Consider the following 21,219-nt stretch of genomic DNA (forward strand, 5'->3'; position numbering starts at 1 on the left):
GGGCCCCCGGGGTTATGTTTTTTGCCCCCCCCCCGCCCCCCCCCCCCCCCCCGGGGGGGCCCCCCCCGGGGGGGGGCGCCCCCGCCCGGGGGCCCCCCAGCCGGGACTGGAAGGCTCTCAGAGCGTCGCGATTCGCCATGGGCTCAGCAGACTTCCGCTCAGGCCAACGCGCTGATCTTGGACATCAGGTCGGTCGCGTTGACCGGCTTCACGATGTAGTCGCGTGCGCCCTGGCGCATGCCCCAGACGCGATCGGTTTCCTGGTTCTTGCTGGTGCACAGGATGATCGGGATGGCTGCGTACTTCGGGTCGCGGGCGATGGCGCGCGTGAGCTGGAAGCCGTTCTGGCCGGGCATCACGACGTCCATGAGGATCAGGTCGGGCTGCTCTTCCTCCAGGCGGCGCATGGCGTCGTCGGCGTTTTCGGCCGTCTTCACGGCAAAGCCGTTCTTCTGGAGGAGGTCGGTCAGGAACATCAGTTCCGTCTTGGAGTCGTCGACGACGAGGATTTTTCGAATGGGCATTACTGCGCTTCCTGTTGAACGATGCCAAACTGCTGCACGGCCTGCAGCAGCTGGTCTTTGGTGAAAGGCTTGGTCAGGTAGTCTTGCGAACCGACCATGCGGCCGCGGGCCTTGTCGAATACACCGTCTTTCGAGGACAGCATGACGACCGGAACGTTGGAGAAATTGGCGTTGCGCTTGATGATGGCGCAGGTCTGGTAGCCGTCGAGCCGCGGCATCAGGATGTCGCAGAAAATCAGATGCGGCTTGTGGTCATTGACCTTCGAGAGCGCGTCGAAGCCGTCCTCCGCGAGAAGAACCTCATGCCCACCCTGCTTCAAAAAAATCTCGGCACTGCGCCGGATGGTGTTGCTGTCGTCGATGACAAGCACCTTGTAACCTGATCCATTCGGGCCCATTGCAAATGCTCCTGCTCATGAGACTTGGAAGCCCGCCGCGCCGAACACCGACGCAGACCGCGTAGCTCTATCTATGCCATGCTTTCAGATTTCAACCATTTCGAAGTCTTCCTTGCGCGCACCGCACTCAGGACAGGTCCAGTTCATCGGCACATCGGCCCAGGCCGTGCCTGCCGCGATGCCGTCTTCCGGTACACCCACTGCTTCGTCATAGATCCACCCACAAATCAGGCACATCCAAGTTTTCGTATTCATCGGAGCTTAAAGTCCTTGTTCATTAAATGCAACGAGTGTATCTATGCGTATCTCACTGACGGACGGTAAACGTCGCGCCTATGCCACCATCCAGGGGATTCCGCCCGGCTTATGACCATCTACTTACATTCCGCAGACAACACCCGCAAACCGGGCGATCTTAACGACCCCTCGCAGGACGACGAATCGGTCGCCGAACACGACCTGAATCCCCCCTGCGTGCTGGTGTTCAATGCCAGCGATCCCAGCGGGGCGGGCGGACTGGGCGCCGACGCCCTCGCCATGGCGTCGGTGGGCGCACACATCCTGCCCGTTGTCACAGGGGCCTACGCCAGGGACACGGCCGAGATTTTCGATCACTTTCCCTTCGATGAAGAGGCCATCGCCGAGCAGGCGCGCGCCATCCTGGAGGACGTGGAAGTCCAGCTGATCAAGGTGGGCTTTGCCGGCACCACCGAGGCCCTGAGCACCATCGCCGAGACCGCCGCCGACTATCCCGAGGTGCCCGTGGTGGCCTACATGCCCAACCTTTCGTGGTGGGACGAGAACCTGATCGAGCCCTATCTGGACGCTTTTCGGGAACTTGTTTTGCCGCAAACCACAGTGTTGGTAGGAAACCACAGTACGCTGTGGCGCTGGCTGCTTCCGGACTGGAACGGGGAGCGTCCGCCCACTGCGCGCGACATTGCCAAGGCCGCCGGCGAGTTCGGCGTGCCCTATACGCTCGTGACCGGCCTGATGCTGCCCGAGCAGTTCATCGACAACGTGCTGGCCTCCCCGCAGTCGGTGCTCGCCAGCGAAAAATACGAGCGGCTCGAGGCCGTCTTCGCCGGCGCCGGCGACACCCTGTCGGCCGCGCTGGCCGCCCTGCTCGCCAGCGGCACCGACCTCGTGGCCGCAACCAGCGAAGCGCTGGCCTACATGGACCGATGCCTCGACGCGGGCTTCCGCCCCGGCATGGGCCATGTGCTGCCCGACCGCCTGTTCTGGGCCGAGCCCGAGGACGACGATGACGATGAAGACCCGGGCGCCGAACCGGACTTCGCCCTCCCACCCCACGACACCCGGCACTGACATGTTGCTCGCCCCCAGGCAGCCCGCACTTCGTGTCGGTTCGCCTACCCCCTACCGGGGGCGTGCCGGCCGCTTCGGGCGGCCGTGCGCGGCGGCCCTCCACTGAATAACCACCCACTTGCCTCCGATGCCCAACACTGACCGCAACAACACCCTCTTCGAGCGCGCCCGCGCCGTGATCCCCGGAGGCGTGAACTCGCCCGTGCGCGCCTTCAAGGCCGTGGGCGGCACGCCCCGCTTCATCCAGCGCGCGCATGGCGCCTATTTCTGGGACGCCAACGACAAGCGCTACATCGACTACATCGGCTCCTGGGGTCCGATGATCCTGGGCCACGGCCACCCCGCCGTGGTCGAGGCGGTGCAGAAGGCCGTGCTCGAAGGCTTCTCGTACGGCGCGCCGACCGAGCGCGAGATCGAGCTGGCCGAAGCCATCCTCGCGCTGGTGCCGTCGATGGAAATGGTGCGGCTCGTGAGCTCGGGCACCGAGGCCGCCATGAGCGCGCTGCGCCTCGCGCGCGGCGCCACCGGCCGCAAGAGCATCGTCAAGTTCGAAGGCTGCTACCACGGCCATGCCGATGCACTGCTGGTGAAGGCCGGCTCCGGCCTCGCCACCTTCGGCAACCCGACCTCCGCCGGCGTGCCGCCCGAGGTGGTGCAGCACACCATCGTGCTCGAGTACAACAACCTGCAGCAGCTGGAAGAAGCCTTCTCGCTGCACGGCAACGACATCGCCTGCCTGATGATCGAGGCCATCGCAGGCAACATGAACTTCGTGCGCGCGACACCCGAGTTCGCCCGGCGCTGCCGCGAGCTGTGCACCCAGCACGGCGCACTGCTGATATTCGATGAAGTGATGACCGGCTTCCGCGTGGGCCTGCACGGCGCACAGGGCGTGCTCGGCATCAAGCCCGACCTCACGGTGCTCGGCAAGGTCATCGGCGGCGGCATGCCGCTCGCGGCCTTCGGCGGTCCGCGCGCGATCATGGAGCAGCTCGCGCCGCTGGGCCCGGTCTACCAGGCAGGCACGCTGTCGGGCAATCCGGTGGCCACGGCCTGCGGCCTTGCAACGCTGAAGGAGATCGCCAGGCCCGGCTTCTATGAAGCGCTCGGCAAGAAGACACGCTCGCTGGTCGACGGCCTGAAGGCCGCAGCCGCGGCCGAAGGCCAGCCCTTCAATGCCGACAGCGAAGGCGGCATGTTCGGCTTCTTCCTCATGAAGGACCTGCCGCAAAACTATGCCACCGTGATGACCACCGACAACGCCAAATTCAATGCGCTGTTCCACGGCCTGCTCGACCGCGGCGTGTACATCGCGCCGGCACTCTACGAAGCGGGCTTCGTGAGCGCGGCCCACACCGACGACGACATCGCCGCCACCGTCGAGGCCGCGCAGGACATCTTCAGGAAGCGCTGAGGCCGCGCGAATCGCGGCGCGGTGTCACGAATTTCGTGATTGCGCCGGGTATATTGCGCCGGCACTTGGCGAAGGCGGCTTCACGGGTTGCGGCACCAGGGGATTCCAAGAAAAGTGCGCCCGCCATCGAAGCGGCCCGCACGCACAGACACCGAAGACGTTCCGGCCCATGATCCCCTTGCGCACGCTGCCGATGCTGGCGGCCCTTCTTCTTCCGGCACTCGCGTGCGCACAGGACGCCTTCGAGCCGAAGAACATCTGGGTCAACCCCGGCTTCTACTCGGCACACTTCGACCGCAGCAAGGGGCTGGAGAACGTCAACCAGGGCCTTGGCGTCGAGTACCCGCTGAACGACACGTACCGCATCACGGCGGGCACCTTCCACAACAGCGACCGCAGGCAATCGAACTACCTCGGACTGTACGTGCTGCCCTTCGAGTTCTACGGCGTGAAGTTCGGCGCCGTGGTCGGCGGCTTCGACGGCTACCCCAACTACCGCAACAGCAACTGGTTCCCGGCCATCCTTCCGGTGGCCGCCATCGAAGGCAGGCACTGGGGCTTGAACATCGCCTACGTGCCGACGATCAAGAACCGGCTGTACGGCGCGCTCACCTTGCAGCTGAAATACCGGTTCGGGGAATGAGCTCGCCCCCAGGCTGCGCGCACTTCGTGTCGCTTCGCCAACCCCCTACCGGGGGCAACACCAGCGGCCCGGCAAAGCCGGTTCCGCGGTAGCCCTTGGCTCGCCCCCAGGCCGCGCGCACTTCGTGTCGCTTCGCCAACCCCCTACCGGGGGCAACACCAGCGGCCCGGCAAAGCCGGTTCCGCGGTGTTCTGGAAGGGAGCGTCGTCAGTGGCGGAAATGCCGCACGCCCGACAGCACCATCACCACGCCGCGCTCGTCGGCAGCGTCGATCACTTCCTGGTCGCGCATCGAGCCGCCCGGCTGGATGACGCAGCTCGCGCCCGCATCGACCACCACGTCGAGGCCGTCGCGGAACGGAAAGAAGGCGTCGCTCGCCACGGCCGTGTCCTTCAGCGACAGGCCGGCGTGCTCGGCCTTGATGCTTGCGATGCGCGCCGAATCGAGGCGGCTCATCTGGCCCGCGCCCACGCCCATGGTCATGCCGTTGGCGCAGAACACGATCGCGTTGCTCTTGACGTACTTCGCGACCTTCCAGGCGAACAGCAGGTCCTGCAGCTGCTGCGGCGTGGGCTGCTTCTTGCTGACCACCTTGAGGTCGCTGGCGGCCAGCTCGTGGTTGTCGGCGGTCTGGATCAGCAGGCCCGAGCCGACGCGCTTCACGTCCATGGCGTTGCGGCCGTTGTCCCAGTCGGTGGCGCCGCCACGGGAGCCAGGCGACCCTGCGGTCGCGGGCAGCGCGATCTCGAGCACGCGCACGTTGAGCTTGGCCTTGGTGGCCTGGAACACTTCGAGCGCCTCGGGCGTGTAGCCCGGCGCCATCAGCACTTCGACGAACTGCTTGGCGATTTCCTGTGCGGTCGCGCCGTCCACAGGGCGGTTGAAGGCGATGATGCCGCCGAAGGCCGAGGTCGGGTCGGTCTTGAAGGCCTTGCCGTAAGCCTCGGCAGCGTCCTTGCCGATGGCGACGCCGCACGGGTTGGCGTGCTTCACGATCACGCAGGCGGGCACGTCGAAGCTCTTCACGCATTCCCATGCGGCATCGGCGTCGGCGATGTTGTTGTAGCTGAGCTCCTTGCCCTGCAGCTGCTTGGCCGACACGAGCGAACCGGGCGCCGGGTACAGGTCGCGGTAGAACGCAGCCTGCTGGTGCGGGTTCTCGCCGTAGCGCAGGTCCTGCACCTTCACGAAGCGGCCGTTGCTTTGCGCGGGGAACAGCGAGCGCTTGGGCGCGGGCTGGCCGATGCTGGCGTCGAAGTCGATGGCCGAGAGGTAGTCGCTGATGGCACCGTCGTAGTCGGCGATGCGGTTGAACGCGGCGACCGAGAACGCGAACTTGGTCTTGTCGCTGAGCTTGCCGCCGGCCTTCAGTTCGGCCAGCGCCACGGCGTACTGCGATGCGTCGGTCAGCACGCCCACGTCCTTCCAGTTCTTTGCCGCGCTGCGCACCATGGCCGGGCCGCCGATGTCGATGTTCTCGATCGCGTCTTCGAGCGTGCAGCCGGGCTTGGCCACCGTGGCTTCGAACGGGTACAGGTTGACCACCAGCAGGTCGATGGTGTCGATGCCGTGTTCCTTGATGGCCGCCACGTGCGCGGGCAGGTCGCGGCGCGCGAGCAGGCCGCCGTGGATCTTCGGGTGCAGCGTCTTCACGCGGCCGTCGAGCATTTCGGGGAAGCCGGTGTGGTCGGCGACTTCGGTGACGGGCAGGCCGGCATCGGCCAGCAGCTTGGCGGTGCCGCCGGTGGACAGCAGCTTGATGCCCAGCGCATGCAGCGCCTGGGCGAATTCGAGGATGCCGGTTTTGTCGGAAACGGAGATGAGTGCGGTCTGGGCCATGGGATATGCCGTGGAGTTATTTCAAAAGTTTGTGTTCGACCAGCTTCTTGCGAAGCGTGTTGCGATTCAGGCCCAGCCATTGCGCGGCTTTGGATTGGTTGCCTTCCGCGCGCGTCATGACGACGTCGAGCAGGGGTTTCTCGACCACGCGCACGAGCATTTCGTACATGCCGTCGGGCTCGGTGCCGCGCAGGTCGCGAAAGTAGCTGTCCAGACTGGTGCGTACGCAGTCCTCGATATGTTTCTTGCTCATTGCTTCTTCTCTTTTTCTCAATCGACGGCGCAAGCCGCCTCCTCTTCACCCGACGACGCCTCTTCGTCCGCCAGGTGCTGCACGGGCATGCGGTCCATGCGGTCCGCCAGCCCGTCGAAATAGCCGCCGACCGCGCGCAGCTGCTCGGCACAGTCCTCGATGGTGTTCATGCGTGCGCGGAACGCTTCGCCGTCGGGCAGCGTGCGCACATACCAGCCGATGTGCTTTCGCGCCGTGCGCACACCGCTGTAGTCGCCGTACAGCGCATAGTGCTCCACCAGGTGGTCGAGCAGCAAGCGGCGCACTTCGGCCACCAGCGGCGGCGCGCGGTGCGTACCGGTCTCCAGGAAATGCGCGATCTCGCGGAAGATCCACGGCCGGCCCTGCGCGGCGCGGCCGATCATCACCGCGTCGGCGCCGGTGGCCGCAAGCACGTCGCGCGCCTTCTCCGGCGAACGAATGTCGCCGTTGGCCACCACCGGCACGCGCACCGCGGCCTTTACCGCCGCGATGGTGTCGTACTCGGCAAAGCCCTTGTAGCCCTGCTCGCGCGTGCGGCCGTGCACCGTGAGCATCTGCACGCCGGCCGATTCGAAATCGCGCGCGAGCTTCACCGCGTTGCGGTGCTCTTCGCTCCAACCGGTGCGCATCTTGAGCGTGACCGGCACGTTGAAAGGCTGCGCGGCATCGACCACGGCCTGCACGATTTCAAGCGCCAGCGGTTCGTCGCGCATCAGCGCCGACCCGGCCCACTTGTTGCAGACCTTCTTGGCCGGGCAGCCCATGTTGATGTCGATGATCTGCGCGCCGCGCTCGATGTTGTAGACCGTGGCCTCGGCCATCATGGCCGCGTCGGTGCCGGCGATCTGCACCGCGATGGGGCCCGGTTCGCCGTCGTGGTTCGCACGGCGCGATGTCTTGAGCGTGCCCCAGAGTTCCTTGCGCGACGTGACCATCTCGCTGACCGCGTAGCCAGCGCCGAGTTGGCGGCACAGCATGCGGAAGGGCCGGTCCGTCACGCCGGCCATGGGCGCGACGAACAGGCGGTTTTCCAGCGTGTGGGTGCCGATCTGCAAGGTCATTTGGAAGGGGAGCGGTGCGCGTTCGGCTGCTGAAAAATGAGGCACGATTGTAGCCACGCCGCATTTCAGCGACTGAAACGATTTGCGGTCCGGGTACCCGTGTAAACACCGGTGCGATCCGGGGCTTTCTCCCACGGAATTGCGAGGTGAGCACTGCCTATACTTCGCCCACCTTATGCAAGCGTGGCTCGACTCCCTCATGGCGCTGCTGGCGCTGCCGCAATACGGCCTGTCGACCCTGTTCGTCGCGGCCTTCGTCTCGGCCACGCTGCTGCCGGTGGGCTCCGAGCCCTTTCTCTTCGGGCTGCTCAAGCTCAACCCCGACATGTTCTGGCCGGCCATCGCGGTGGCCACCATCGGCAACACGCTGGGGGGCGCGGTCGACTGGTGGATGGGCTACGGCGCGCACAAGGTGGCCGACAAATACTCGCACTCGAAACACCATGTGCGGGTTCTGGGCTGGCTGGAGCGGCTCGGCCCGAAGGCCTGCCTGCTCAGCTGGCTGCCGCTGGTGGGAGATCCGCTGTGCGCGGTGGCGGGCTGGCTCAAGCTGCCGTTCTGGCCTTGCGTGGCCTACATGGCGATCGGGAAATTCCTGCGCTACATCACCATGACGGTGGCGCTGCTGCAGGTCTTCTGATCAGTTCAACAAAGCGTAGGGGCCGCCGCGCTCGAGTGCGCGCTTGTACGCGGGACGCGCGTGGATGCGCTCCAGGTACGACATCAGCTTCGGCCGCTTCGCATCGAGCCCGCCGCGCGCCTGCGAAGCTTCGACCACGAAGCTCATCTGGATGTCGGCGCCTGTGAAGGCATCGCCCGCGAACCACTCGCTCTTGCCGAGTTCGGCCTCCATGTAGTTCAGGTGATTCGCGATGTTCGGGTTGATGAACGCCGACTTCGCCTTTGCCGCGATGGCCTTGGCGATGGGCTTCGCGAAGAAGGGCATCTTGCTCGTCTCGATGCGGTCGAACACCAGCTTCAGCAGCAGCGGCGACATCGCCGTGCCTTCGGCGAAATGCAGCCAGTAGCGATAGCGCAGCGCCTCGGGCGAACCCACCGCGGGCGCGAGGCGGCCGTTGCCATGGCGCTCGATGAGCGTCTCGATGATCGCGCCCGACTCCGCAAGCGTGAGCCCGTCCTGCGTCGTGACGACCGGGGACTTGCCCAGCGGATGGACAGCCCGCAGCGAAGCAGGCGCCAGACTGGTTTGCGGATCGCGCTGGTAGTGGACGATCTCGTAGGGCAGCTCGAGTTCTTCGAGCAGCCAGAGCACGCGCTGCGAGCGAGAGTTGTTGAGGTGGTGGACGGTGAGCATGGAGGCGGGCCTTGTCAGGAGGAATCGAGCGATTCGGGCGCGCGGAGTCTACCCAACAACATGCAAAACCCGCGAACCGCGTTTTCGCGAGACACCGAGGAACCGGCTCGGCCGGGCCTCAGGTGTCGCCCCCGGTAGGGGGAAGGCGAAGCGACACGAAGTGCGCGCAGCCTGGGGGCGAGCCCTATTACGAACTGAACAGGAAGTTCATCACGTCGCCATCCTTCACGACGTATTCCTTGCCTTCCGACCGCATCTTCCCCGCGTCCTTCGCGCCCTGCTCGCCCTTGAAGGCGATGTAGTCCTCGAACGCGATGGTCTGGGCGCGGATGTAGCCCTTCTCGAAGTCGCCGTGGATCACGCCTGCGGCCTGCGGGCCGGTGTCGCCGATGTGGATGGTCCAGGCGCGCACTTCCTTCACGCCGGCGGTGAAGTAGGTCTGCAGGCCCAGCAGCTTGAAGGCGGCGCGAATCAGGCGGTTCAGGCCGGGCTCTTCCTGGCCGATCTCGGCGAGGAACATCTTCTTGTCTTCGTCATCCATCTCGGCCAGGTCGGCTTCGATCTTGGCGCAGATGGCGACCACGGGCGCGCCCTGCTTGGCGGCGTATTCGCGCAGGCGATCGAGGTAGGGGTTGTTCTCGAAGCCGTCTTCCGCCACGTTGCCCACGAACATCGCGGGCTTGGCGGTGATCAGCGTGAAGCTCTTCACCAGCGGCTGCTCTTCCTTCGTGAACTCGAGCGCGCGCACCGGCGTGTTCTCGTTCAGCGCGGCCTGGCAGCGCTCGAGCAGGCCGACGAGCTTCTGCGCGTCCTTGTCGCCCGAACGGGCCACCTTGGTGTGGCGGTGCAGCGCCTTCTCGACCGTGGCGAGGTCGGCCAGGCAGAGTTCGGTCTGGATCACTTCGATGTCGGAGATCGGGTCGACCTTGCCGGCCACGTGGATCACGTTCTCGTCGTCGAAGCAGCGCACCACGTTGACGGTGGCGTCGGTCTCGCGGATGTGCGCCAGGAACTTGTTGCCCAGGCCTTCGCCCGTGCTGGCACCGGCCACCAGGCCAGCGATGTCGACGAACTCGACGATGGCGGGCACGATGCGCTCGGGCTTGACGATCTCGCTCAGTTGCGCAAGCCGCGGATCGGGCACTTCCACCACGCCCACGTTGGGCTCGATGGTGCAGAACGGATAGTTCTCGGCCGCGATGCCGGCCTTGGTCAGCGCATTGAAAAGGGTGGATTTACCGACGTTGGGCAGGCCGACGATGCCGCATTGCAAACTCATGGGGGGTCCTCTTGGGTAACCGCCAATTTTAGGCGAGCGGGATTGCAGGCCGGTCCGGGCAGGGCTTCACCCCCTCCTTCCCTACCCAAAAACATCAGGGTTAGCCCCGATTAGCAAACGTTTGCGCAAACGTTTCCCTCGGCTAACATCGGAGCCCCCGGCAAAGACCGGCGTACCGCTCTGATCAACCATCCCAGGAGACATTCCCATGAAGTTCACCCGCCGTACCCTGCAAAGCGCTGCCGCCCTCATGCTGCTGGGCGCCATTGCCGGAACCCCCGCCTTCGCACAGGACAAGCCCAAGGTCGCGTTGGTCATGAAGTCGCTGGCCAACGAGTTCTTCCGCACCATGGAAGACGGCGCCAAGGCGCACCAGAAGGCCCATGCCTCCGAATACACGCTGGTGGCCAACGGCATCAAGGACGAGACCGACACCGCCGCCCAGATCAAGATGGTCGAGCAGATGGTGGCGCAGAAGATCAACGCGCTGGTGATCGCCCCGGCCGATTCGAAGGCGCTGGTACCGGTGATCAAGGCCGCCATCGACAAGGGCATCCTGGTGGTCAACATCGATAACCAGCTCGACGCGGCCGCGCTCAAGGAAAAGGGCATCCAGGTGCCGTTCGTCGGCCCCGACAACCGCGCCGGCGCCAAGCTGGTGGGCGATGCGCTCGCCAAGGAGCTGAAGGCCGGCGACAAGGTCGGCATCATCGAAGGCGTGTCGACCACCTTCAATGCACAGCAGCGCACGCTGGGCTATCAAGATGCCATGAAGGCTGCCGGCGCAACGGTGGTGGGCGTGCAGTCGGGCCAGTGGGAAATCGACAAGGGCAACACGGTGGCCGCCGGCATGATGCGCGAGCACCCCGACCTGAAGGCCCTGCTCGCCGGCAACGACAGCATGGCGCTGGGTGCCGTGGCTGCGGTCAAGGCCGCGGGCAAGACCGGCAAGGTGCTGGTGGTGGGCTACGACAACATCGGCGCCATCAAGCCGATGCTCAAGGACGGCCGCGTGCTCGCCACCGCCGACCAGTTCGCCGCCAAGCAGGCCGTGTTCGGCATCGAGACCGCGCTGAAGGCCATCGCCGACAAGAAGAAGCAGTCGGAGATGCCCGCCGAAGTGAAGACCGACGTGGTGCTGGTCACGAAATAATGCTCGCCCCCAGGCTTCGCGCACTTCGTGTCGCGCGCGCCTTCCCCCTACCGGGGGCAACACCAACGGCCCGGCGAAGCCGGTTCCGTGGTGTTTCTGGAATGAATGAATGAGGTTGCCCATCGATGGCTGACAACGATCGAAGTACGCCAGTGCTCTCGCTGAGCGCCATGGGCAAGGACTATGCGGCGCCGGTGCTGGACGACGTCTCGCTCGTGCTCAACCCCGGCGAAGTGCTGGCCCTCACGGGCGAGAACGGTGCCGGCAAGAGCACGCTGTCGAAGATCGTCTGCGGCCTGGTGCAGCCCACGCGCGGCCAGATGCTGCTCGACGGCAAGCCCTTTGCGCCCACCTCGCGCCGCGACGCCGAGCGGCTGGGCGTGCGCATGGTCATGCAGGAGCTCGGGCTCGTCACCACGCTGTCGGTGGCCGAGAACCTGCTGCTCGACCGGCTGCCCAACAAGACCGGCTGGATCCGCCGCGGCAAGCTGCACGAGCTGGCCGCGCAGCAGCTGGCCAAGATCGGCATGCAGAACATCGACCCGGCCACGCCCGTGGCGCGGCTGGGCATCGGCCAGCAGCAGATGGTCGAGATCGCGCGCAACCTGCAGGACGACACGCGCGTGCTGGTGCTCGACGAGCCCACCGCCATGCTCACGCCGCGCGAAACCGCGCACCTGTTCGAGCAGATCGACCTGCTGAAGGCGCGCGGCGTGGCCATCGTCTACGTGTCGCACCGCCTCGAAGAGCTGCAGCGCATCGCCGACCGCGTGGCGGTGCTGCGCGACGGCCGGCTGGTCGACGTGCGCGCCATGGCCGGCGTGCGCGAATCCGAACTGGTGCAGCGCATGGTGGGCCGCGCGGTGCACGAACATGAAGGCCGCGACCGCCGCGTGGCGGGCCCGGTGCTGCTGAGCGCGCGCGGCATCGGCCGGGCGCAGGTCGTGCGCGACGTCGACATCGACCTGCGCGCGGGCGAAGTCATGGGCCTGGCCGGCCTCGTCGGCTCGGGCCGGACCGAACTGGTGCGCCTGCTGTTCGGCGCCGACCGCGCGGACCGCGGCGAGATCTCCCTTTATGAAAACGGCCAGCCCACGCAGCACGCGCACAAGGGCTGGCGCTCGCCGATGCAGGCCATCCGCGCCGGCATCGGGCTGGTCACCGAAGACCGCAAGTCGCAAGGATTGCTGCTGCCGCAGTCGATCCGCGTCAATGCCACGCTGAGCGATCTCGGCGCCATCTCCCATGCCGGCTGGCTGCAGCGCGCCAAGGAGCGCGGCATTGCGCAGCGGCTGGTGGAGCTGCTGCGTGTCCGCTCGCGCAGCATCGAACAACCGGTCGCCACGCTCAGCGGCGGTAACCAGCAGAAGGTGGTGTTCGCGCGCTGGCTGCACCGCGAATGCAAGGTGCTGCTGCTCGACGAACCCACGCGCGGCGTGGACGTGGGCGCGCGCGCCGACCTGTACGCCGAACTCGACCGCATGACCGACGCCGGCAAGGCGCTGCTGATGGTGTCGAGCGACCTGCGCGAACTGATGGCCATGTGCGACCGCATCGGCGTGATGAGCGCCGGCCGGCTGGTCGCGGTGTTCGAGCGCGGCGCGTGGACCGAACAATCGCTGCTGGCCGCCGCATTCAGCGACGCGACAGGACGCGCCGCCAGCCCGCCGACGGTATCTCCCGTTTCCGATTCGACCCCGGTCACCGCCGACACACCATGAACGCCGAAGCCTCCACCAAACAAAACCCGCCGGCCTCGCCCTCCGCACTCAAAGGCCAGCTCGGCACCTACCTCGGCCTGACGGTCGTGCTCGTGGGCATGATCGCGCTGTTCGGAACGCTCAGCGAATACTTCCTGACGCGCGAGACCTTCGTCTCCATCGCGAATGAAATCCCCGCCCTGGCCGTGATGGCCGTCGGCATGACCTTCGTGCTGATCATCGCGGGCATCGACCTGTCCGTCGGCTCCGTGCTGGCGCTGAGCGCCGCGGTCACGGCGGCCGCCATCCTCGAATGGAAGCTCTCGGTGCCGCTGGCCGCCGTGCTCGGCCTCGCGACAGGGCTCGTCTGCGGCACGGTCACCGGCGCGGTGTCGGTCGCCTGGCGGCTGCCGAGCTTCATCGTCTCGCTGGGCATGCTCGAAGCGGTGCGCGGCGGCGCCTACCTCGTGACCGATTCGCGCACGCAGTACGTGGGCGACGCCATCTCGGGCCTGGCCGCGCCGTGGATCGGCGGCATCTCGGCCGCCTTCGTGCTCGCGGTGGTGCTGGTGGTCATCGCGCAGATGGTGCTCACGCGCACGGTGTTCGGACGCCACGTGGTGGGCATCGGCACCAACGAAGAAGCAATGCGCCTGGCAGGCGTGGACCCACGCCCCATCCGCATCATCGTGTTCGCCGCCACCGGCCTGCTGGCCGGGCTCGCGGGCCTGATGCAGTCGGCCCGGCTCGAAGCGGCCGACCCCAACGCCGGCGTCGGCATCGAGCTGCAGGTGATTGCGGCCGTGGTCATCGGCGGCACCAGCCTCATGGGCGGGCGCGGCTCGGTGATCAACACCTTCTTCGGCGTGCTGATCATCGCGGTGCTCGAAGCCGGCTTGGCGCAGGTGGGCGCCAGCGAGCCGAGCAAACGCATCATCACCGGCGCGGTGATCGTGGTGGCCGTCATCATCGACACGCTGCGCCAGCGCCGTGCCGACCGCCGCCTGGCCTGACGACAGCATCCCGCCCCACCAGGAACAGGAAAAGCCATGGCCACCATCAAGGACGTCGCACTCAAGGCGGATGTGTCCGTCACCACCGTGTCGCACGTGGTCAACGACACGCGCCACGTGAGCGCCAAGGTGCGCGAGCGCGTGGAGCTCGCCATCCGCGAACTGGGCTACGTGCCCAACGCGATGGCGCGAAGCCTGAAGAGCAACACCACCTCGACGCTGGGCATGCTGATTCCCAACAGCTCGAATCCCTACTTCGCCGAGATCGTGCGCATCGTGGAAGACCGCTGCTTCGGCGCCGGCTACACGCTGGTGCTGTGCAACACCGATGACGAACCGCACCGCCAGAGCGTCTACCTGAAGGTGCTGGCCGAGCGCCGCATCGACGGGCTGATCGTGGTGTCGACCGGCGCGGGCACCGCCGACGACGATTCGCTGGCGAAGCAGCTGCACGGCCTGCGCGTGCCGACCGTGCTGGTCGACCGCGAGATCGACGACCCGGCCTGCGACCTGGTGGAAACCGCCCACATGCAGGGCGGCCTGCTCGCGGTGCGGCACCTGCTGTCGCTGGGCCACAAGCGCATCGCCTGCATCGGCGGGCCCGCGGGCGTGATGCCGAGCGAGCAGCGCATCGAAGGCTGGCGCATGGCGTTGGCCGAGACCGGCGCGACGCCCGACATCGCGAACGCCAGCGCACTGCTGTGGCGCGGCGGCTTCACCAGCCAGGGCGGTTACGAGGCCATGCACGCCATCCTGCGCACCGAGCGCAAGCCCTCGGCCGTGTTCGTCTGCAACGACCTGATGGCCATCGGCGCGCTGCGCGCGGCGCATGAAAGCGGCGTGCGCGTACCCGACGAACTCTCGATCGTCGGCTTCGACGACATCGAACTCTCCGCCTACACCAGCCCCCCGCTCACCACCGTGGCGCAGCCCAAGGAGCGCATCGGCGCGCTGGCGGTCGACATGCTGCTCGAACGCGTAGGCGGCAAGCGGCGCGACGCACGCAAGGTGGTGCTGCAGCCCGAGCTGCGCGTGCGCGCCTCGACCGCGCGGCATGCGAGCTTCCGCGAGCCCGCCGCGCCCCTTGCGACCGAAACGCCTGCAACGCAAACCCGAAAGTCCCGCACCCCGTGAGCCCGAAGCCTTCTTCCAGCAGCCCCTCCCCGGCGCCGCGCATCGTGGTGCTCGGCAGCCTCAACATGGACCTGGTGCTGCGCGTACCGCATGCGCCGGCCGCGGGAGAAACCCTGCTCGGCCATTCGATCGCCACCATTCCCGGCGGCAAGGGCGCCAACCAGGCGGTGAGCTGTGCGCGCGAAGGCGGACAAGTGCAGATGATCGGCTGCGTCGGCGGCGACGCGTATGGCACGGCTCTGCGCAACGCGCTGCAGAACGACGGCATCGACACCGCCGCGTTGCGCACCGTGGCCGACGAGCCCACCGGCACGGCGCTGATCCTCGTGGAAGACAGTGGGCAGAACCGCATCGTGATGATTCCCGGCGCCAACGCCCGGGTAGAGGTGGACGAAGCCGCGCTGAAACAGCAGGTGCAGGGCGCGGCCTTCCTCGTCACGCAATTCGAGACCCCCATGGACCAGGTCGCGCGCGCCATCGCGGTGGCGCATGGCGCGGGCTGCAAGGTGCTGCTCAACCCGTCGCCGGTGCAGGCGATCGCCGAGCCGCTGTGGCCGCTGATCGACACGCTGGTGGTCAACGAGATCGAGGCGCAGACGCTGTGCGGCCAGTCCGCCGACAGCCCGCAGGAAGCGGCGCAGGCCGGCCAGGCGCTGCGCGCCAAGGGCATCGCGCGCGTGGTGGTCACGCTGGGTTCGCGCGGCGCCGTGGCCGTCGATGCCGACGGCGCGCGCCATCATCCCGCGCCTAAGGTGCAGGCGGTCGACACCACGGCCGCCGGCGACACCTTCCTGGGTGCGCTCGCGGTCGCGCTGGGCGAAGGCCACTCCTTCGACGAGGCCGTGCGCCTGGGCATTCGCGCCGCGGCGCTGTGCATCCAGCAGCCCGGCGCCCAACCTTCCATCCCGCAGCGCGACGCCGTGCTGCGCAGTCCCTTGCCTCCCGACTGGATCACGCTGTGAAACGCACCGCCCTGCTGCACGCCGAACTCTCCCATGTGATCGCCTCGCTGGGCCACGGCGACATGCTCGTGCTCGGCGACGCCGGCCTGCCGATTCCCGATGGTCCGCGCCGCATCGACCTCGCGGTGGCGCGCGGCGTGCCGCAACTCGACGACGTGCTGCAGGCGGTGCTGTCGGAGATGCAGGTGGAAGGCATCGTGATCGCCGACGAGGCGCTCGACGGCGATGGCGACACGAAGAAATTGCCGGGCTGGTATCCGCAGTCGCTGGGCATCGAGCCCCAGACCGTGTCGCACGAGGAATTCAAGCGCCGCACCGCCAAGGCCCGCGCCATGGTGCGCACGGGCGAATGCACGCCCTACGCGAACATCATCCTGATCGCCGGAGTGAAGTTCTGAGGCGCCGCTGGAGCGCCTTCGCTCATTCGAACTTGTAGTTCGCGCCCACGGACTGGCCGACCTTGAGCATGTGCTCCACACCCTGGATCACGATGCAGTTCATGCCGAAGGTGATGCCGCCATCCACGCGCGCGTCGGCGCGGTAGGTGCGCAGCGTGTCGCCGACCTCGGGGCTGCTGAGGGCGGTGGCCGGGTCGATATCCGGGATCGGGCAGCGCGTGCAGGGCTTGACGGGGCGCAGTTCGGCCTCGCCTTCACCGGTCGTGATGTGCAGCGCGTCGATGCGGTCCTCGTCGTGCGACTCGATGCCCGCGAGCACGATGTTGGGGCGGAAGCGCTCGATGCCCACGGCCCCGTGGCCCTGTGCCGCAAGGCGTTCGTTGAGCTCGGCCAGCGAGCCCTCGCTCGCCACCAGCAGCGCGTAGCCGTCGGCGAACTGGGTCTGCGCCTCGACGCCGCCGGTCCACTTCATACTCGACAGGCGCTTGTGCTCGGGGTCGAAGCGCACGAGGCGCAGGGTCTGCGGCCTGCCGGGCTCCGAGAGGAAATCGCTGAACCACTGGGCGGCGATGTCGCCCATGTCGTAGGCGGGCACCTCGTCTTTCCATACGCGCACCCGCACCGGCTTCTCGACCCGGTCGAAGGCCAGGTGCAGCGCCAGCATGCCAGGGGCGCGCAGCACCACTTCCATCTGCTTCATCTGTGGCTTGATCAGCGCCATGCGCGGCAGCTGCCGCTGGGTGACGAACTCGCCCTGCGCGTCGACCACCATCCAGGCCCGGTCGAACTCCAGCCCGGTCTCGGTCAGCAGCATTTCGGGAAGCTCGACCCCGGCGCAGGACTTGACCGGGTAGATGAACAGGCGCGCGATGGTGGCTTCGAGGTCGAAAGCAGGCTGGGACACGGTGGGGGTTCCTTGGAATTCGGCGGCAATTGTCCGGCATCGAGGCGCCCCGAAAACTCCCCGCCGCAGGAAAAGGCCCACGCCCCGCCCTGGACGGGCAACTCCTACAATCGTTCGATGGCTCTCCCCCCAGAAGTTTGCATTCGTGGCGCCGGCATCGTCGGCCGCACGCTGGCCCTGCTGCTCGCGCGCGAACGTGTGCGCGTCGCGCTGGTGGTGCCGCCGGCCACGCAGGGCAAGGAAGACATCCGCGCGTATGCGCTCAACACCGCCTCGCGCGCGCTGCTCGAATCGCTGCGCGCCTGGCCCGACGCCGTCCACGCCACCGCTGTGCGCGAAATGCTGGTGCACGGCGACGAAGGCGGACGGGTGCAGTTCAGCGCCGCACGCCAGAAAGTCGATGCGCTGGCCTGGATCGTCGACGTGCCCGCGCTCGAGCAGCAGCTGGCCGACGCGGTGCGCTTCCAGCCCCAGATCGAGGTCGTGGCCGAGCCCGTCGTCGCCCCGCTCACCGTGGTGTGCGAAGGCAAGGCCAGCACCACGCGCGAAGCGCTTGGCGTGAGCTACGAGGTCACGCGCTATCCGCAGCACGCGATCGCGGCGCGCATGGAGGCCGAGCAGTCGCACGACGGCATCGCGCGCCAATGGTTCAACGACAGGGGCGAAGTGCTCGCGCTGCTGCCGCTCGGCGGCACGCACGGCAAGACGGTCGCACTGGTGTGGTCGGTCGACCAGCTGCGCGCGCCCGACCTGCTCGCACAGGGCAACGACGAATTCAACGCCGCCGTCACCGAGGCCAGCCACAACGCGCTCGGCGCGCTCAAGCTCACGAGCGAGCGCGGCGCATGGCCGCTGGCGCGCGCCATCGCCGACCGCTGGACCGGCGCCATGCCCGGCCAGCCGACCCGCTCCTGGGCCTTGGCGGGCGACGCCGCCCACACGGTGCACCCGCTGGCCGGCCAGGGCCTGAACCTGGGCCTGGCCGATGCGGCCGAGCTGGCCGAGGTGATCAGGAACCGCGATTACTGGCGCAGCGTGGGCGATGCCCGCCTGCTGCGCCGTTACGAGCGCGCCCGCCGTGCCGACGTGCTGCAGATGAGCCTCGCAACCGATGGACTGCAGCAGCTTTTCTCGCACAACCTCGGCCCGCTTCCTGCATTGCGCAACTGGGGCATGCGCGGTTTCGACCGCACGCGCCTCGTCAAGCACTGGATCACGGCGCAAGCCATGGGCCTGAAGGCCTGACGCGCCCACTTATTCTCGAATCGAACCAACGGATCCCCCGATGACACTCGTACGCAACCTCCTATTCGCTGCCTGCACGCTGGGCGCGGTCGTGGCCGCCACCGCCGGCGAAGCCGAGATCCGCAAGAACCTGCCGGCGCGCATTCCGCAGTTCCCGGCGATCGACGAAGTCTCGAAGTCGCCGATCCCGGGCGTCTACGAAGTGCGCGTGAACGGCGCGCAGATCTTCTACACCGACGAGCAGGGCAACTACCTGATCCAGGGCAACCTGATCGACGTGAAATCGCGCAAGAACCTGACCGAAGAGCGCGTGGAAAAGCTCAGCGCCGTCGCCTTCGACCAGCTGCCGCTGAAGGACTCGATCAAGATCGTGCGCGGCAACGGCAAGCGCAAGCTCGCGGTGTTCGAAGACCCGAACTGCGGCTACTGCAAGCGCTTCGAGAAGGACATGAAGACGGTCGACAACGTCACCGTGTACCTGTTCCTGTACCCGGTGCTGGGCCCCGACTCGAACGTCAAGTCGCGCGACATCTGGTGCAGCAAGGACAAGGGCAAGGCCTGGGGCGACTGGATGGAAGCCAGCACCAAACCCGCCACCGCGGCCAGCAGCTGCGACGTGACCGCGCTGCAGCGCAACGTCGAGTTCGGCCGCAAGTACAACATCACCGGCACGCCGACGCTGATCTTCAGCGACGGCACCCGCACGCCCGGCGCCATTCCCGCAGAGCAGGTCGAGAAGCAACTCGCCGCTTCGTCCAGCTGATGGCGGCGAAGGCTCCCGCGCAGCGCGCCGCAGGCGTGCGCTATCGCGTCGAATGTGCGGATCTTCACGCACACCTCTTCGACATCACGCTCACCATCGACGCACCCACGGCGCAGCAGCGCGTGTCGCTGCCGGTGTGGATTCCGGGCAGCTACCTGGTGCGCGAGTTCGCCAAGAACCTGCAGGGCCTGCGCGCCACGCAGGGTCGACGCAAGCCGGCGCTCACGCAGCTCGACAAATGCAGCTGGCTCGTCGAGTGCACGCCCGGGCAGCCGCTGGAACTGCACTACCGGGTCTGCGCCTACGACAACTCGGTGCGCACCGCCTGGCTCGATGCCGAGCGCGGCTTCTTCAACGGCACCAGCGTGTGCCTGCGCGTCGAAGGCCAGACCGAGGCGCCGCATGCGCTGGAGATCGTCGCGCCCGTGTTGGCCGATGACGCTGCGCGCTGGTCGTGCGCCACTGCCCTGGTGCCGCTGAAGGCCGACAAGCACGGCTTCGGCAGCTACCAGGCCTCGGGCTACGATGAATTGGCCGACAGCCCCGTCGAGCTGGGCGCCTTCTGGAGCGCCGAGTTCGAAGCCTGCGGCGTACCGCACCGCTTCGTGATCGCGGGTGCCGCGGCCTCGTTCGATGGCGACAAGCTGATCGCCGACACCAAGGCCATCTGCGAAGCAGAGATGCGCTTCTGGCACGGCGAAAAGGTCGGCAAGCGCGGCGGGCCGAAGCCGCCGATCGACCGCTACGTGTTCATGCTCAACGCGGTCGACGACGGCTACGGCGGGCTCGAACACCGCCATTCGACCGCGCTGATCTGCAACCGCCGCGACCTGCCGCAGCGCGGCGAGAAGAAGAAGCAGCCCGACGGCTACACCACGCTGATGGGACTCATCAGCCACGAGTACTTCCACACCTGGAACGTCAAGCGCATGCGGCCGGCAGAGTTCGCGCGCTACGACTACAGCCAGGAAAACTACACGCAGCTGCTGTGGTTCTTCGAAGGCTTCACCAGCTACTACGACGACCTGCTGCTGCGCCGCGCCGGGCGCATCGACGATGCGGCCTACCTGCGCCTGCTCAACAAGACCATCAACCAGGTCATGCAGACGCCGGGCCGGCTGGTGCAGCCGGTGGCCGACGCGAGCTTCGACGCCTGGGTCAAGTACTACCGCCAGGACGAGCAGACGCCCAACAGCACGGTGAGCTACTACACCAAGGGCGCGCTGGTGGCGCTGTGCTTCGACCTCACGCTGCGCCATGAAGGCAAGGGCTCGCTCGACGACGTGATGCGCCACCTGTGGACGCACAGCGGCGGCGGGCCGATCAGCGAGGCCGACATTGCCGCCGCGCTCGAGGCCGTGAGCGGCCGCTCGTATGCGGCGGAACTCGCGCGCTGGGTGCATTCGACCGAGGAGCTGCCGCTCGCGCAGTTGCTGCGCGCGCACGGCGTGGCCACGCTCGAAGACCCCTCGCAGCAGGCGCAGGCGCTGGGCCTGCGCGTGGCCGAGGCCAATGGCGGCGTGCAGGTGAAGGTGGTGCTGCGTGGTGGCGCGGCCGAGAAGGCCGGTTTTTCCGCGCACGACGAGTGGATCGGCATCGAGCTGCCCGCTGTCGGCAGGAAGGGCCAGCAGCGGCCGGCGCAGGCCTGGCGCATCGCCAAGCTCGACGACCTCGCGCTGTACCTGGGCGATGCGGCGAAGTGCACGGCCATCGTGGCGCGCGACCGCAAACTGGTCAGGCTGCCGCTGGTGCTGCCCGTCGGGGCGACCACCTGGCGCCTGTTCTCGCACGACGCCGCCAAGGTGGCGAACTGGCTGGGCAGTTAACTCGCCTCTTTGTCCTCCCCCCGCGCTGGGTCGGCGTTCTCGCAT

At 67.3% G+C, this 21,219-nt stretch carries 22 protein-coding genes; 13 read left to right on the forward strand and 9 right to left on the reverse strand.

From position 1 onward, the window contains the following. Positions 1-158 precede the first annotated feature (158 nt). The 3 genes from ACCC97_RS09300 to ACCC97_RS09310 form a co-directional block, all read right to left on the reverse strand. Entirely contained in the window at positions 159-524 is a 366-nt protein-coding gene (locus ACCC97_RS09300) for a response regulator (protein WP_007838401.1), read from the reverse strand. Further along, entirely contained in the window at positions 524-922 is a 399-nt protein-coding gene (locus tag ACCC97_RS09305; protein ID WP_007838399.1) for a response regulator, read from the reverse strand. Before ACCC97_RS09305 ends, ACCC97_RS09300 begins: the two co-directional genes overlap by 1 nt. 84 nt (positions 923-1,006) lie before the next feature. Further along, a complete protein-coding gene (locus ACCC97_RS09310) occupies positions 1,007-1,177 on the reverse strand; it encodes a rubredoxin (protein WP_007838397.1) in 171 nt (56 codons plus the stop codon). 111 nt (positions 1,178-1,288) lie between these two features. Between ACCC97_RS09310 and thiD the strand changes: the two genes are divergently transcribed. The 3 genes from thiD (at position 1,289) to ACCC97_RS09325 (ending at position 4,308) form a co-directional block, all read left to right on the forward strand. Then, positions 1,289-2,251 carry a bifunctional hydroxymethylpyrimidine kinase/phosphomethylpyrimidine kinase gene (gene thiD / locus ACCC97_RS09315; protein WP_007838396.1) on the forward strand — a complete coding sequence of 321 codons (963 nt, stop codon included), beginning with the start codon at positions 1,289-1,291 and terminating at the stop codon, positions 2,249-2,251. Positions 2,252-2,378: 127 nt separating this feature from the next. Next, positions 2,379-3,665: a glutamate-1-semialdehyde 2,1-aminomutase gene (gene hemL / locus ACCC97_RS09320; protein WP_007838394.1), complete on the forward strand. Its 1,287-nt coding sequence runs from the start codon at positions 2,379-2,381 to the stop codon at positions 3,663-3,665. A gap of 169 nt (positions 3,666-3,834) precedes the next feature. Continuing rightward, entirely contained in the window at positions 3,835-4,308 is a 474-nt protein-coding gene (locus ACCC97_RS09325) for a hypothetical protein (RefSeq protein WP_007838392.1), read from the forward strand. A gap of 207 nt (positions 4,309-4,515) precedes the next feature. On the opposite strand, the gene purH is transcribed toward ACCC97_RS09325, so the two are convergent. Genes purH through dusB form a run of 3 tightly spaced genes read right to left on the reverse strand, consistent with a single transcriptional unit; the run spans position 4,516 to position 7,482 of the window. Then, entirely contained in the window at positions 4,516-6,147 is a 1,632-nt protein-coding gene (gene purH / locus ACCC97_RS09330) for a bifunctional phosphoribosylaminoimidazolecarboxamide formyltransferase/IMP cyclohydrolase (RefSeq protein ID WP_413332456.1), read from the reverse strand. A 16-nt stretch (positions 6,148-6,163) separates the two neighbouring features. Beyond that, a complete protein-coding gene (locus ACCC97_RS09335) occupies positions 6,164-6,400 on the reverse strand; it encodes a Fis family transcriptional regulator (RefSeq protein WP_007838304.1) in 237 nt (78 codons plus the stop codon). A 17-nt stretch (positions 6,401-6,417) separates the two neighbouring features. Continuing rightward, complete coding sequence (dusB, locus tag ACCC97_RS09340) at positions 6,418-7,482, reverse strand: tRNA dihydrouridine synthase DusB (RefSeq protein WP_056595435.1); 1,065 nt, start codon at positions 7,480-7,482, stop codon at positions 6,418-6,420. A 175-nt stretch (positions 7,483-7,657) separates the two neighbouring features. Between dusB and ACCC97_RS09345 the strand changes: the two genes are divergently transcribed. Beyond that, positions 7,658-8,122, forward strand: coding sequence for a YqaA family protein (locus ACCC97_RS09345; RefSeq protein WP_007838306.1), 465 nt, complete (start codon positions 7,658-7,660; stop codon positions 8,120-8,122). On the opposite strand, the gene ACCC97_RS09350 is transcribed toward ACCC97_RS09345, so the two are convergent. Then, positions 8,123-8,797, reverse strand: coding sequence for a glutathione S-transferase (locus ACCC97_RS09350; protein WP_007838308.1), 675 nt, complete (start codon positions 8,795-8,797; stop codon positions 8,123-8,125). 187 nt (positions 8,798-8,984) lie between these two features. Next, positions 8,985-10,076, reverse strand: a complete 1,092-nt coding sequence (gene ychF / locus ACCC97_RS09355) for a redox-regulated ATPase YchF (RefSeq protein ID WP_007838310.1) — start codon at positions 10,074-10,076, stop codon at positions 8,985-8,987. 208 nt (positions 10,077-10,284) lie between these two features. Between ychF and ACCC97_RS09360 the strand changes: the two genes are divergently transcribed. From ACCC97_RS09360 to rbsD, 6 genes are all read left to right on the forward strand, one after another. Continuing rightward, on the forward strand, positions 10,285-11,229 hold the full coding sequence (locus ACCC97_RS09360) for a sugar ABC transporter substrate-binding protein (protein ID WP_007838312.1): 945 nt from the start codon (positions 10,285-10,287) through the stop codon (positions 11,227-11,229). A gap of 125 nt (positions 11,230-11,354) precedes the next feature. Then, the gene (locus ACCC97_RS09365; protein WP_413332459.1) at positions 11,355-12,950 is read left to right on the forward strand and encodes a sugar ABC transporter ATP-binding protein; all 1,596 of its coding nucleotides are present in this window, start codon (positions 11,355-11,357) and stop codon (positions 12,948-12,950) included. Next, positions 12,947-13,942 (forward strand): ABC transporter permease, encoded by a 996-nt coding sequence (locus ACCC97_RS09370; protein WP_007828919.1) that lies wholly within the window; start codon positions 12,947-12,949, stop codon positions 13,940-13,942. The genes ACCC97_RS09365 and ACCC97_RS09370 overlap by 4 nt, the downstream gene beginning before the upstream one ends. 36 nt (positions 13,943-13,978) lie before the next feature. Next, positions 13,979-15,076, forward strand: coding sequence for a LacI family DNA-binding transcriptional regulator (locus tag ACCC97_RS09375; RefSeq protein WP_007828917.1), 1,098 nt, complete (start codon positions 13,979-13,981; stop codon positions 15,074-15,076). Further along, the gene (gene rbsK / locus ACCC97_RS09380; protein WP_413332461.1) at positions 15,073-16,038 is read left to right on the forward strand and encodes a ribokinase; all 966 of its coding nucleotides are present in this window, start codon (positions 15,073-15,075) and stop codon (positions 16,036-16,038) included. Before ACCC97_RS09375 ends, rbsK begins: the two co-directional genes overlap by 4 nt. After that, positions 16,035-16,436 (forward strand): D-ribose pyranase, encoded by a 402-nt coding sequence (gene rbsD / locus ACCC97_RS09385; protein WP_007828915.1) that lies wholly within the window; start codon positions 16,035-16,037, stop codon positions 16,434-16,436. The genes rbsK and rbsD overlap by 4 nt, the downstream gene beginning before the upstream one ends. Positions 16,437-16,458: 22 nt before the next feature. Here the strand turns inward: rbsD and ACCC97_RS09390 are convergent, their stop codons facing one another. Next, positions 16,459-17,340, reverse strand: coding sequence for an MOSC domain-containing protein (locus ACCC97_RS09390; protein ID WP_413332463.1), 882 nt, complete (start codon positions 17,338-17,340; stop codon positions 16,459-16,461). A 117-nt stretch (positions 17,341-17,457) separates the two neighbouring features. Between ACCC97_RS09390 and ACCC97_RS09395 the strand changes: the two genes are divergently transcribed. From ACCC97_RS09395 to ACCC97_RS09405, 3 genes are read left to right on the forward strand one after another with little or no spacing between them, the layout of a single operon-like run. Beyond that, positions 17,458-18,585 carry an FAD-dependent monooxygenase gene (locus ACCC97_RS09395; RefSeq protein ID WP_007828912.1) on the forward strand — a complete coding sequence of 376 codons (1,128 nt, stop codon included), beginning with the start codon at positions 17,458-17,460 and terminating at the stop codon, positions 18,583-18,585. Between the two features lie 40 nt (positions 18,586-18,625). After that, a complete protein-coding gene (locus ACCC97_RS09400) occupies positions 18,626-19,348 on the forward strand; it encodes a DsbC family protein (protein WP_007828910.1) in 723 nt (240 codons plus the stop codon). Beyond that, entirely contained in the window at positions 19,348-21,174 is a 1,827-nt protein-coding gene (locus tag ACCC97_RS09405; protein WP_413332465.1) for a M61 family metallopeptidase, read from the forward strand. Before ACCC97_RS09400 ends, ACCC97_RS09405 begins: the two co-directional genes overlap by 1 nt. The last annotated feature ends 45 nt before the right edge of the window (positions 21,175-21,219 follow it).

It is taken from the genome of Variovorax sp. Varisp85 (assembly GCF_047304045.1).
Classification (GTDB): domain Bacteria; phylum Pseudomonadota; class Gammaproteobacteria; order Burkholderiales; family Burkholderiaceae_C; genus Variovorax.

Bases quoted from the DNA above. Each gene is read 5' to 3' on its own strand.
- ACCC97_RS09300 (WP_007838401.1), bottom strand. From the start codon at position 524: ATGCCCATTCGAAAAATCCTCGTCGTCGACGACTCCAAGACGGAACTG.
- ACCC97_RS09305 (WP_007838399.1), bottom strand. From the start codon at position 922: ATGGGCCCGAATGGATCAGGTTACAAGGTGCTTGTCATCGACGACAGC.
- ACCC97_RS09310 (WP_007838397.1), bottom strand. From the start codon at position 1,177: ATGAATACGAAAACTTGGATGTGCCTGATTTGTGGGTGGATCTATGAC.
- thiD (WP_007838396.1), top strand. From the start codon at position 1,289: ATGACCATCTACTTACATTCCGCAGACAACACCCGCAAACCGGGCGAT.
- hemL (WP_007838394.1), top strand. From the start codon at position 2,379: ATGCCCAACACTGACCGCAACAACACCCTCTTCGAGCGCGCCCGCGCC.
- ACCC97_RS09325 (WP_007838392.1), top strand. From the start codon at position 3,835: ATGATCCCCTTGCGCACGCTGCCGATGCTGGCGGCCCTTCTTCTTCCG.
- purH (WP_413332456.1), bottom strand. From the start codon at position 6,147: ATGGCCCAGACCGCACTCATCTCCGTTTCCGACAAAACCGGCATCCTC.
- ACCC97_RS09335 (WP_007838304.1), bottom strand. From the start codon at position 6,400: ATGAGCAAGAAACATATCGAGGACTGCGTACGCACCAGTCTGGACAGC.
- dusB (WP_056595435.1), bottom strand. From the start codon at position 7,482: ATGACCTTGCAGATCGGCACCCACACGCTGGAAAACCGCCTGTTCGTC.
- ACCC97_RS09345 (WP_007838306.1), top strand. From the start codon at position 7,658: ATGCAAGCGTGGCTCGACTCCCTCATGGCGCTGCTGGCGCTGCCGCAA.
- ACCC97_RS09350 (WP_007838308.1), bottom strand. From the start codon at position 8,797: ATGCTCACCGTCCACCACCTCAACAACTCTCGCTCGCAGCGCGTGCTC.
- ychF (WP_007838310.1), bottom strand. From the start codon at position 10,076: ATGAGTTTGCAATGCGGCATCGTCGGCCTGCCCAACGTCGGTAAATCC.
- ACCC97_RS09360 (WP_007838312.1), top strand. From the start codon at position 10,285: ATGAAGTTCACCCGCCGTACCCTGCAAAGCGCTGCCGCCCTCATGCTG.
- ACCC97_RS09365 (WP_413332459.1), top strand. From the start codon at position 11,355: ATGGCTGACAACGATCGAAGTACGCCAGTGCTCTCGCTGAGCGCCATG.
- ACCC97_RS09370 (WP_007828919.1), top strand. From the start codon at position 12,947: ATGAACGCCGAAGCCTCCACCAAACAAAACCCGCCGGCCTCGCCCTCC.
- ACCC97_RS09375 (WP_007828917.1), top strand. From the start codon at position 13,979: ATGGCCACCATCAAGGACGTCGCACTCAAGGCGGATGTGTCCGTCACC.
- ACCC97_RS09395 (WP_007828912.1), top strand. From the start codon at position 17,458: ATGGCTCTCCCCCCAGAAGTTTGCATTCGTGGCGCCGGCATCGTCGGC.
- ACCC97_RS09400 (WP_007828910.1), top strand. From the start codon at position 18,626: ATGACACTCGTACGCAACCTCCTATTCGCTGCCTGCACGCTGGGCGCG.
- ACCC97_RS09405 (WP_413332465.1), top strand. From the start codon at position 19,348: ATGGCGGCGAAGGCTCCCGCGCAGCGCGCCGCAGGCGTGCGCTATCGC.